General features: G+C 64.5%; 10 protein-coding genes and 1 tRNA gene. 4 read left to right on the top strand and 7 right to left on the bottom strand.

Going from position 1 to position 10,126, the window contains the following annotated elements:
* Positions 1-338 precede the first annotated feature (338 nt).
* Together rpoH and AABA86_RS23935 are read right to left on the bottom strand one after the other, a co-directional pair.
* Positions 339-1,238 carry an RNA polymerase sigma factor RpoH gene (gene rpoH / locus AABA86_RS23940; RefSeq protein ID WP_018318222.1) on the bottom strand — a complete coding sequence of 300 codons (900 nt, stop codon included), beginning with the start codon at positions 1,236-1,238 and terminating at the stop codon, positions 339-341.
* 219 nt (positions 1,239-1,457) lie between these two features.
* Complete coding sequence (locus tag AABA86_RS23935; RefSeq protein WP_338308660.1) at positions 1,458-2,465, bottom strand: RluA family pseudouridine synthase; 1,008 nt, start codon at positions 2,463-2,465, stop codon at positions 1,458-1,460.
* Here AABA86_RS23935 and AABA86_RS23930 point away from each other — a divergent pair.
* Complete coding sequence (locus AABA86_RS23930; protein ID WP_212248296.1) at positions 2,464-2,808, top strand: hypothetical protein; 345 nt, start codon at positions 2,464-2,466, stop codon at positions 2,806-2,808. The genes AABA86_RS23935 and AABA86_RS23930 overlap by 2 nt on opposite strands.
* Positions 2,809-3,047: 239 nt before the next feature.
* Positions 3,048-3,122, top strand: a tRNA-Glu gene (locus tag AABA86_RS23925).
* Between the two features lie 140 nt (positions 3,123-3,262).
* Here AABA86_RS23925 and AABA86_RS23920 read toward each other — a convergent pair.
* The 4 genes from AABA86_RS23920 to AABA86_RS23905 form a co-directional block, all read right to left on the bottom strand.
* Positions 3,263-3,682, bottom strand: a complete 420-nt coding sequence (locus AABA86_RS23920) for a CBS domain-containing protein (RefSeq protein WP_338308659.1) — start codon at positions 3,680-3,682, stop codon at positions 3,263-3,265.
* A gap of 178 nt (positions 3,683-3,860) precedes the next feature.
* The gene (locus tag AABA86_RS23915; protein WP_212248294.1) at positions 3,861-4,331 is read right to left on the bottom strand and encodes an aminoacyl-tRNA deacylase; all 471 of its coding nucleotides are present in this window, start codon (positions 4,329-4,331) and stop codon (positions 3,861-3,863) included.
* A gap of 262 nt (positions 4,332-4,593) precedes the next feature.
* Complete coding sequence (locus tag AABA86_RS23910; protein ID WP_445083485.1) at positions 4,594-5,619, bottom strand: alpha/beta hydrolase; 1,026 nt, start codon at positions 5,617-5,619, stop codon at positions 4,594-4,596.
* A gap of 116 nt (positions 5,620-5,735) precedes the next feature.
* The gene (locus AABA86_RS23905; RefSeq protein ID WP_338308657.1) at positions 5,736-6,032 is read right to left on the bottom strand and encodes a HigA family addiction module antitoxin; all 297 of its coding nucleotides are present in this window, start codon (positions 6,030-6,032) and stop codon (positions 5,736-5,738) included.
* Between the two features lie 1,128 nt (positions 6,033-7,160).
* On the opposite strand from AABA86_RS23905, the gene AABA86_RS23900 reads away from it, so the two are divergent.
* A complete protein-coding gene (locus tag AABA86_RS23900) occupies positions 7,161-8,651 on the top strand; it encodes an amidohydrolase family protein (protein ID WP_338308656.1) in 1,491 nt (496 codons plus the stop codon).
* 3 nt (positions 8,652-8,654) lie between these two features.
* Positions 8,655-9,581, top strand: a complete 927-nt coding sequence (locus AABA86_RS23895; RefSeq protein ID WP_338308655.1) for a CobW family GTP-binding protein — start codon at positions 8,655-8,657, stop codon at positions 9,579-9,581.
* 19 nt (positions 9,582-9,600) lie between these two features.
* On the opposite strand, the gene AABA86_RS23890 is transcribed toward AABA86_RS23895, so the two are convergent.
* Positions 9,601-9,978 (bottom strand): tautomerase family protein, encoded by a 378-nt coding sequence (locus tag AABA86_RS23890; RefSeq protein ID WP_338308654.1) that lies wholly within the window; start codon positions 9,976-9,978, stop codon positions 9,601-9,603.
* Positions 9,979-10,126: the final 148 nt, after the last annotated feature.

Raw genomic sequence — 10,126 nt, 5'->3', positions numbered from 1 at the left:
CTGATCCCGAACCGCCGGCATAGCTCCCGCCGGTTCGTTCCGTCCTGCAAGGCAAGTCGCACAAACTCGCGCCGCTGATCCATTACCGACACCTCGTTCCAGGGCATGGACGGCCTCCCGAATCGACCAATCCAGCCAGTTTGATGTGTCAGCTATGTCTCCGAACACCTGTCAGTGATCTGTCCGGGCTAAACATCAAGTCGGGCGATGACACCGGGCGTGAGGCTGCGCTTCGCACCACTCCAACAATGCACCATCCCCAAAACAAAAAAGCCGGCGTTGCCGCCGGCTTTTCTGTCTTTTCGATCCGCCAATTTCTCGCCGCGGCGAAGCCCCGCTTAGTGCGCGGCTTCCAGCGCGGCCTGTTCCGCCCTTGCGATCGTGCCCTTGACCGCGGACTGCACCTTCTCGAAGGCGCGGACCTCGATCTGGCGGACGCGCTCGCGCGACACGCCGAACTCGGCAGCGAGGTCTTCCAGCGTCATCGGCTCATCGGCGAGGCGGCGCGCCTCGAAGATGCGGCGTTCGCGCGGGTTGAGCACGCCCATGGCGCCGTTCAGCGCGTCACGGCGTTCGTCATACTCCTCGTGCTCGGCCAGCATGGCTTCCTGGTTGGGCGTATTGTCGACCAGCCAGTCCTGCCATTCGCCGGCTTCGCCGTCGTCGCGGATCGGCGCGTTGAGCGACGCGTCGCCACCGAGGCGGCGGTTCATGTCGATCACGTCCTGGTCCGTGACGCCGAGGCGCTTGGCAATGATCTTCACCTGGTCGGGGCGCAGATCGCCCTCGTCCAGCGCGTTGATCTTGCTCTTCGCCTTGCGCAGGTTGAAGAACAGCTTCTTCTGGTTCGCGGTGGTGCCCATCTTCACGAGCGACCAGGAACGCAGAATGTACTCTTGAATCGACGCCTTGATCCACCACATGGCGTAGGTGGCGAGACGGAATCCCTTCTCGGGCTCGAAACGTTTCACCGCCTGCATCAGGCCGACATTGCCTTCCGAGACGACCTCGGAGATCGGCAGGCCGTAGCCGCGATAGCCCATGGCGATCTTGGCCACGAGACGGAGATGGCTGGTGACGAGTTGGTGCGCCGCGTCGCGATCGTCATGCTCGCGCCAACGCTTGGCGAGCATGTATTCCTGCTGGGGTTCCAGCATCGGGAACTTGCGGATCTCGGCGAGGTAACGGGAAAGGCCGGATTCTCCATTGAGGACCGGCAGAGCAGCGGTACGGGCCATACTGAAGCCCTCCAAAGGTTCAGGCCCCCGATAGCGGCGGGCCAGGCAGACGACCGCTTTGTTAAAGCCGGCCGTAGCTGCGATGTTCCGCGTTGGTCATTTCCAACGCAGGCGCAATATACCCCATGGGGGGGCAAAAAGGGAAGGATTGCTGACGTCACGTCCCCGTGTGGCAGCTATAATCTTTTGTAATGTAACGCTTTTCCTAAAGAGCCTGCGTCATACCGCCGCTTTCAGGGCCCCCTCAAGGAGAAGCAAATCCTCCGGCAAAGGCGCCTCCCAGTGGAGTAATTCTCCGGTCCTCGGGTGCTCCAATACCAGCAAATACGCATGCAGGGCCTGCCGCCCGAGCGCGGCCAGAGCGGCCTGCGACGAGGGCGCCAGCTGGTTCGCCTTGGTCTTGAAATGCGGGCCATAGACGGCATCGCCCATCAGGGGATGGCCGATATGGGCGAGGTGGACGCGGATCTGGTGGGTGCGCCCGGTCTCGAGCTCGCAGGCGAGCAGCGTCGCGATCGGCTTGCCGTCGCGCCCGGCAAAGCTCTCCAGGATCTCCCAATGCGTCACCGCCTCGCGGCCGCCCTGGCGCACCGCCATCTTCTCGCGCGCATGCGGATGGCGGTCGATCGGCGCATCGACGGTGCCGCGATGGCGCCCCGGCACGCCCCAGGCAAAGGCCATGTAGCCGCGCCGCATTTCGCCGGTGCGGCCGTGGTCGGCGAACTGCGCCGACAGCGAGGCATGGGCGAGGTCGTTCTTGGCGACCACCATCAGCCCTGTCGTGTCCTTGTCGAGCCGGTGCACGATGCCGGGCCGGCGCACCCCGCCGATGCCCGACAGCGTCGAGCCGCAATGGGCGATCAGCGCGTTCACCAGCGTGCCGGTCTCGTGGCCGGCCGCGGGGTGCACGACCAGCCCCTTGGGCTTGTTGATGACGATGATGTCGTCGTCCTCGAACACGATATCGAGGGCGATATCCTCCCCCTTCGGCTCCGGCGGGGCCGCTTCCGGCACGTCGATTATGATCGTATCGCCGGATGTGACGTGATAAGCGGGGTCGCGGACCGCGGCGGCCTTCAGGCTCACCGCGCCCGCCAAAATCAGGGCCTTCAGCCGCGATCGCGACAGGTCGGTGAGGTGCGCCGCCAGCACGCGGTCGAGCCGGGCCGAGCCCTCGTTGCCGGCGACGACAACCTCCAACCTTTGCGCAGAGCCAGAATTTTCCATGACGACGACTGATACCGCTGTTCCCGAACCGAGCCCCGAGCAGGCCGCGCTGTTCGCGCGGGTGCGACGGATGATGCTGATCGCGGGGTTGACCACGGCGCTGGCGATCTGCGCCGTGCTGATCGCGGTGGGCTACCGCCTTTTCAAGTCGGAGGGAAGGGCGCCCGAGGCGGCCAGTGACGTCACCGCCATCCTGCCGAAGGGCGCCAAAATCGTCTCGACCGGCCTCGCCGGCGACCGCCTCGTGGTCACGCTGGATGTCGGCGGGGTCATCGAGATCAGGACCTTCGACGCCCACACGCTGAAACCCGCCGGAAAGCTGAAATTTGCCAATGAGCCGTAAGCTGGGCCGCAGTCGCGCGGCATATCCCGCTGTCGTCCCGGACAAGCGAAGCGCTGGTCCGGGACCCATAACCACAGGGCTCAGTTAAAGAATCCAGCTGGCAGCTCCGTTTCGCCTTAACCAAGACCCATCGGGTAATGGCCCCCAGGGTTCGCCAGGACGACGTTGCCGAGGCCATTTGAATCCCGTGAATCTCACCTTGCCGCCGGCAAAATTCGCGGCTATGTCCTGTCCCTCACGCTCCCTTCGTCTAGCGGTTAGGACGCGGCCCTCTCAAGGCTGAAACAGGGGTTCGATTCCCCTAGGGAGCGCCAAATCCACTATATTCCTCGACTTTTTTCTGCGACCCCGACCGCATCCCGGTCCGGTCGCGCGAATCTCGCTTGGTCATAGGTTGCGCGCCGCGGCGTCGACGCTGATGCTGGAGCCCTAGCCGTAAGCCCTGGCCGCAAGTTCAGTGATGCGCCGAGATGCTCCTGACGGTCTCGGTGAGCATATCACCGGACGTGGAATGGCCGACGTCGCCCAGGCTGATGATGCCGACCATCCGCTTGCTCTTGTTGATCACCGGCAGCCTTCGGACCTGCAGCTTCTCCATGTGATGCATCGCCTTGGTGAGGTCATCGTCCTCGCGGCAGCAATGGATGCCCTCGGTCATCACGTCGCGCGCCGTCGCGCGGCCAGCATCGAAGCTGTGGCTCGCGAGCCCTTTGCAGACGATATCGCGGTCGGTCACCATTCCGACCAGCTTGTCATCCTCGCCAATCGGAATGCAGCCGATGTCATGCGCCCGCATCAGTTTGGCAAGCTCGGTGATTGGGGTGTTGGGGCTGACCCAGTCGACACCCTTGTGCATCACGTCTTTGACTTTCATGGCGACCTCCGTTCGTGGGTTTCAAGCGCGTTGATGCAATGCAACGGCACCCCCAATCTTCCGAACTCCGACCAGACAAGCGCAGACACTCTCGGCGCCACCCTGCGGAACAGTATGGCGGCGACCTCGCGGCCAGAGTTCCCGCCCAAGATCGCAACGGCAATGGGCGGTCTAATCCTCAGTCATGCGCGCTGAAGCGCCCGTGCGGTGTGTTGGCCGTCAGGCGCGCGAACTGCGCGTGAGCCATATGGAGCAGCGTCTCATGATCGCCGGCTTCCATATAGATGTCTGGCTGTGCCTCGATGCTGTCGTCAACGATGATATCCAATCCGTAGCATTTGCCGACGGCAGGAACCGCACCGTGTGCACAGTCGCTGAACAGCCGATTGATCTCGGTTTCATCGGCCATGTGGACATCGTCGCCGAGACTTGTCCTCAGGTCCGACAGACGGAGGTGATGCGATGCGGGCAAGATGGCCAGCATGTATCCGCCGTCGCGCCGCAACACGATGCCCTTGGCGAGGCGGTCGCCCGAGATATGGCATGCCTCGGCCGTTCGAGCGGACGTCATGCTGAGTTCGTGCGGGATCACCTCGTACTGGATGTTCTCAGCGGCGAGGTATTTCTGGAGCGTGGGAGCAATGGCCATGGCATCACCTCCGATGCGGAATGCAAACCATCCACCGAGAGGTCGACCTTGCAGACTCTCGCCATACGATGGGCGGCTGCCTGACTAGAGACCCAACATAGGTCTTCCATCCGCAAGCTGCAATTCAGCGTTCGCGGTTTTATTCTGCGCGGAGCGCCATGTCGATCGAGACTGGCACTCGAAGCCGGCCGTTTTTCCCCTCGGAGCCGCAGCGAGCGCGCGCAGGAGCAATCTTCGCGCATGGCTCGGCGCGGCCGCGCCCTCACGCCGTGGTGCCGTCGATCGAGCGGCGGATCACCTTCTGCACCTCCGAATTCGACAGGAACAGATCGTGGTTGATGATGCCCCAGCCCTCCTGGGAGGCATCGACCACGCGCACGCCGAGCCGTGCGATGACGGCCTTCTCGGCGGCGCCGACCCTGGTCATCCCACCTGCGATCTGTCCCGACAGCGCCAGTGCGCGGTCGTTCGTCGACGCGATCACGGTGATCTTGCCGGCCAGCGGGCCGATGCGCTGGATTGCCGACGAGAACACGTCCATGTCGATATCAGGTGCGGCAAACACCACCGCGCCGATCTTGCCCGTGACCGTGTCGCCGTATCGCGCATGGAGCTGACGCAGGCTTTCGAGCGTCAGCATGGTTCCCATGCTGTGGGCAACGATGTGCACGCGGCCGGCGCTTGGCGCCGACACGAGCGCGGAGAGCACGCGTTCGAAATCGTCGCGGGACCACATCGCGCTGTCGCGGTCATAGGCATAGTCGAACAGCCCGGCCTTGGAGGGCCAGGAGAACACCATGGTCCGGCCGCGAAACTTGATCCCATCGGAGAGGTGGGCGGCATCCAGCACGGCCGTCTCGAATGTCTGCTTGAAGCCGTGCACATAGATCAGCACGTCTCCTGTCCCGGCTTGCGCAGCGAGATCGCCAGCGTCGGCCGACACCGGTTCCACCCGATCAAGGCGCCAATCGCCAAGTCCAACGGAGGCGAGGGAAAGACGGCTCTCGTCCGGCGCCGCCAGCTTGGCCCGCGCAACCGTCATGGTCGTCGCGCGTTCCGGCCCAAACCAGGGCTTGGCACGAGCGCCGTTGACGGGCTTGCGCGTGGTGGTGACAAGCACTGTCGGGTCGAGGGAGAGGGACGAAGCGTCGAAGCGCGCGCCGGTCGCACCCAGGCCGGCGCATCCGCCGAGCGCGAGGGCACTTCCCGCCGACACGAATCCGCCGAGCAGCGCGCGGCGCGAAACGGAATGGCGGGAATGGCGTTGCAGAGGACGTCGGACGATCACTGGGAACCTTTGGGAACTTGCCCACCGTAACGCCGCCCCACCTAGCTCACTGAATGACAATGCAGGCGAGAAGACGGCGGAGCAGCTTCGCGGCCGGTTCAAGTCATGGCGCACTCTCAAACGGCCTCGTAAGACGTAATTTTCTTGATCTGAGGTGCGAGCACGTCCTCGGCCTTTTCGAGGTCGAAGCGGGTCTGAATGTTCATCCAGAACGCGGCGCCTGTCTTGAAGAACTTTCCGAGCCGCAGCGCAGTGTCGGCCGTGACGGGCTTTTCTTCGCGCGCAAGGCGCTCGATCCGAGTGCGCGGCACGTTCAGAGCCGCCGCGACCGCGTAGGGCGTCAGCTTCAGCGGAACGAGAAATTCTTCCCGTAGGACTTCGCCCGGATGAATCGGCGGAAGTTTCCTTGCCATCTGCGAACTCCTTTTGGTCGGCCACAATCGGCCGACCGGAGGCCATAGCCCGTCAAGCCGGCATGAAGCGAACACTTGTCCAGAAAGTGCTCTCTTGATGAACGCGGGCGCCTCTTGCGCAAAGGCGTCTAGGCGCGCCGGATCACCTTACTTCTGTCCCTTGCAAATATCGCACACCCCGTCTTCTTGTACGAAATCGCTTGTTGTGGCTAGGGCGCCCGTGACTTGCGCGGGGTGGGCTCCGTCGTTGACTAATCCAACACCCTCAGCGATGCACTTGTTGCACACCGACTTCGGCCGATAAGAGGTGATAAAGCGTTGATGCGTTGCGGAACGCTCATGGTCGATTGTCCTCTGAAAAGCACGTTGAGGCTACTGGCCAGCCGGTTGCTTCGCAAGAGTTCGGGCATTTGACGCGGGCTAGCGTCGGGCAAAACAGCCCGATCGCTGTCAACCCCTCCTCGCAAAAACATTCCACTTTACCGAAATTCGGATTTGTCGTATGTGTCGGTCATCCCAGCCCACCAAAGGGGCGGTCGTACGTCGTTTCGAGCGCGGGCTGGGAGTTGCGGTGGACGCGGGCGGCGTTAAAGGCGGAGTTTGCGCGTGCAGGGCGAGGTCACCTCGTGAGCATGGCGCGACCCGCAAAGACGAACGGCGCCCCTGCGTACGGCAAAACCGTGTGGTCCTGGCCGTCGTTGCTACGGTCAAGCCTTTCGCGAAGGCGTCATCGCGCCAACCGGCGTGGTCGCCCGAATTTCGCGGAGGTGACGGAGGCAAGAAGGAACTCGTCTCCGGGGAGAGCGCGGCATAGGCCGTCAAACCATCGCGCAGGGAAGGCCTGGTATCGGCTGCCCTGTGTCTCCCCTGTGCATTGCGTGTGCATTTGTTCAGCACGGGGGTCTTTACGGGTGCCAGCCGGCGCCCGGCCTTCCCTGCGCCCTTTCTTTCGAGAGGGTGAGGAGAGAAGCACAGCTCGGGCAAAACATGCCGCGAGGACGCGGGCGCGCGTCCGCGGGTTGCCTGCCAGATGACCTTCCGTGCGAGCATGATGCGTCGGCTTCAGTGGAGGTGGTCGTCGCTTCCGGAATCTGCCTTGATGCGATTTCGAGGTGGAGGAGTGACGATATGAGCGGGTTGGTGATCTCTGGCGGCCGGGTGGTGGATCCCGCGAGTGGGATGGACGCCGTCGGCGATGTGGCGGTGGTGGACGGCAAGGTCGCCGCGGTCGGCACGGGCCTCGGCGGCGCCGAGCGGGTGATCGACGCGACCGGGCTCGTGGTCGCCCCCGGCTTCATCGACCTGCACGCGCATGGTCAATCGATCCCGGCGGACCGCATGCAGGCGTTCGACGGGGTGACGACCACGCTCGATCTCGAGGCTGGCGTGCTGCCGGTCGGGTCCTGGTACGAGCGCCAGGCGAGAAAAGGCCGCGTGCTGAACTACGGCGCCGCCACCAACTGGGCGTTTGCGCGCATCGGCGCAATGACCGGCTCCAATGCGGAGAGCTCGCTGGAGGCATTCGGCAACGCCATGCGCGATCGCCGCTGGATGGACAATGTGGCAAGTGATGCGGAGGTCGCCGGCATTCTCGAGCGTCTTTCGCGCGGCCTCGATGAAGGCGGCATCGGCATCGGCATCCTCAATGCCTACGCGCCGGGCGCCGGCGTGCAGGAGCTGACCGCAGTGTGCCAGCTTGCCGCCGCCAAGGACGTGCCGACCTTCACCCACGTCGCCTTCATGTCGCGCATCGACCCCGAGAGCGCGGTGGAAGCCTATATCCGCCTGATCGGTTATGCCGGCGCCACCGGCGCGCACATGCACATCTGCCATTTCAACTCGTCGAGCAAGACCGACGTCGAGCGTTGCCGCGTGCTGATCGCGAAGGCGCAGGCGCAGGGCCTGCCCATCACGGTCGAGGCCTATCCTTACGGCACCGGCTCGACTGTGCTGGCCGCCGCCTTCTTCAGCGACCCCGAATTCGTCGAGCGCAACGGCACCGGCTACGATTCCGTGCAGCGGGTGACCGACGGTTATCGCTTCCACGACCGCGAGGAGCTCTTGAAGGCGCAGGCCGAAGAGCCGTCCTCGCTGGTGCTCTGGCACATCCTCGACATCGAGAACAATTCGCATCACCGCGACCTGCTCGACATGTCGGTGCTGTATCCCGGCGGCGCGATCGCGTCCGACGCGATGCCGTGGACGACATCGGACGGCAAGACTTACACCGGCGATGCCTGGCCGCTGCCTGAGGATGCCACCTCGCATCCGCGTTCGGCCGGCTGCTTCACCCGCTTCATCCGCGAATGGGTGCGCGAGCGCAAGACCGTGTCGCTGCTCGAAGGCGTGCGCAAATGCGCGCTGATCCCGGCGGAAATCCTGTCGCAGAGCACGCCGGCGATGCGCGCCAAGGGCCGGATCGCGAAGGACGCGGACGCCGACATCGTCGTGTTCGACTACGAGAAGCTGAGTGACCGCGCGACCTTCACGGCGATGAACCGTCCCTCCGAAGGCGTGCGGCATCTCGTGGTCAGCGGCCAGGTGCTGATCAGCGACGGCGAGCTGGACCTGGCGGCGCGGCCGGGCAAGCCGGTGCGCCGCCCCGTCGTCGGGGGCTGACCCATGCCGGTCCCCATTCTCCTGGTGACGGGCTTTCTGGGGGCGGGCAAGACCACGGTCGTCAATCATCTGCTGGCGCATGCGGAGGGGCGGCGGATCGCCGCAATCGTCAACGATTTCGGCGCCATCAACATCGATGCGGAGCTGATCGCGGGCGCCAGCGACGGCGTGGTCAGCCTCGCCAATGGCTGCATCTGCTGCTCGCTCGAGGGCGATCTGCTGCGCACGCTTTCGACGCTGCTGCGGCGGGATCCGAAGCCCGACTATATCGTCATCGAGACCAGCGGCGTTGCCGATCCCGCCGACATCGTCCGCAATCTGATGGACCCCGTGATTCTGCGCGAGGCGCCGCTGGAGACGGTGCTGTGCGTGATCGACGCCGCGACGCCGCCGGCCGCCCTGGATGATGCTCTCCAGCGTTCGCAATTGCGCGTCGCCGACATCGTGGCCTTGACCAAGCTGGATCTGGCCGACGAGGGCGCGGGTGCGCGGATGCGTCAGGCCATCCGCGCCTTGCGCCTTCCCGCCGTGGTGGTCGATGCCCGGCATGGCGAGATTCCGTCTGCGCTGCTGTTCCCCGCGAATGTCGAGCGTGCGCCCGCGCCGCGTGATCCGGGCCCGAAACGACCGGCAGAGCAGCGCTTCGAGACGCTGAGCTGGACCTCGGACCGGCCGCTCTCGCTGCCCCGCCTGCAGCAGGCCATCGGCAAGCTGGCGCCAAAACTCGCGCGCGCGAAAGGCCTGTTCGAGACCATCGAGCAGCCCGGACGCCAGATGGTGTTTCAATTCGCCGCTGGCCGCGCCACGCTCGCCCCTGGCGACGCGCCGGCGGCAGGCGTGCCGCGGTCGCGGATCGTCTTCATCGCCGAGCTCGGCGTGCTCTCCAAGGCCGAGCTCGACGGCATCATGGAGGCGTGCGTTGTCGAATGAAGCTGCAGTCTGTGCCGTCTCACGCGAACTGCGCGATGCCGTTTCCGACCGACCAGTTTTCAGCTGGGGCATCGAGCACGTTCACGAACACGTCCTCGGGCCGGATGCCCGGGCTTTCGCCGAGGAGGTCCGCGATCCGGCGATACAATGCCTTCTTCTGCTCCGGGGTGCGCGAGGCGAACACGGTGATCTGAATCAGCAGCGCGTCGTTGCTGCGCGCGACGCCGTAGGCGTTGCCGCAGCGGAAATTCGCGGGCTCATGTTCGGTGATGGCCATGAACGCATCGTCGGCGGGCACGTTCAGCGCTTCGCGCATGGCGCGGTAGAGGCCGTCGAGAATCGCCTGCCGATAGGCTTGCGGCTTGCCGGCGCGCATCGAGATGTGGAGCAGAGGCATCGCGCGTCCCTTTGCATGCGGGTCCGACCAGCAGGGCGAATGCATACGCCACTGTTCGGCCCAGTGTTGAAACGGGCTATCAATTCCAACTGGTTTTTGACACGATGTCGAGAAAGCATGTTCTTGACGTCGTGTCAAATACTTCCAA

The organism is Bradyrhizobium sp. TM233, assembly GCF_036247965.1.
GTDB classification, from domain to species: domain Bacteria; phylum Pseudomonadota; class Alphaproteobacteria; order Rhizobiales; family Xanthobacteraceae; genus Bradyrhizobium; species Bradyrhizobium ottawaense.
This window is presented reverse-complemented; position numbering and strand designations above follow the sequence as displayed.

Bases quoted from the DNA above. Each gene is read 5' to 3' on its own strand.
- AABA86_RS23905 (WP_338308657.1), bottom strand. From the start codon at position 6,032: ATGGCAAGGAAACTTCCGCCGATTCATCCGGGCGAAGTCCTACGGGAA.
- AABA86_RS23930 (WP_212248296.1), top strand. From the start codon at position 2,464: ATGACGACGACTGATACCGCTGTTCCCGAACCGAGCCCCGAGCAGGCC.
- AABA86_RS23890 (WP_338308654.1), bottom strand. From the start codon at position 9,978: ATGCCTCTGCTCCACATCTCGATGCGCGCCGGCAAGCCGCAAGCCTAT.
- AABA86_RS23895 (WP_338308655.1), top strand. From the start codon at position 8,655: ATGCCGGTCCCCATTCTCCTGGTGACGGGCTTTCTGGGGGCGGGCAAG.
- AABA86_RS23915 (WP_212248294.1), bottom strand. From the start codon at position 4,331: ATGGCCATTGCTCCCACGCTCCAGAAATACCTCGCCGCTGAGAACATC.
- AABA86_RS23935 (WP_338308660.1), bottom strand. From the start codon at position 2,465: ATGGAAAATTCTGGCTCTGCGCAAAGGTTGGAGGTTGTCGTCGCCGGC.
- rpoH (WP_018318222.1), bottom strand. From the start codon at position 1,238: ATGGCCCGTACCGCTGCTCTGCCGGTCCTCAATGGAGAATCCGGCCTT.
- AABA86_RS23920 (WP_338308659.1), bottom strand. From the start codon at position 3,682: ATGAAAGTCAAAGACGTGATGCACAAGGGTGTCGACTGGGTCAGCCCC.
- AABA86_RS23900 (WP_338308656.1), top strand. From the start codon at position 7,161: ATGAGCGGGTTGGTGATCTCTGGCGGCCGGGTGGTGGATCCCGCGAGT.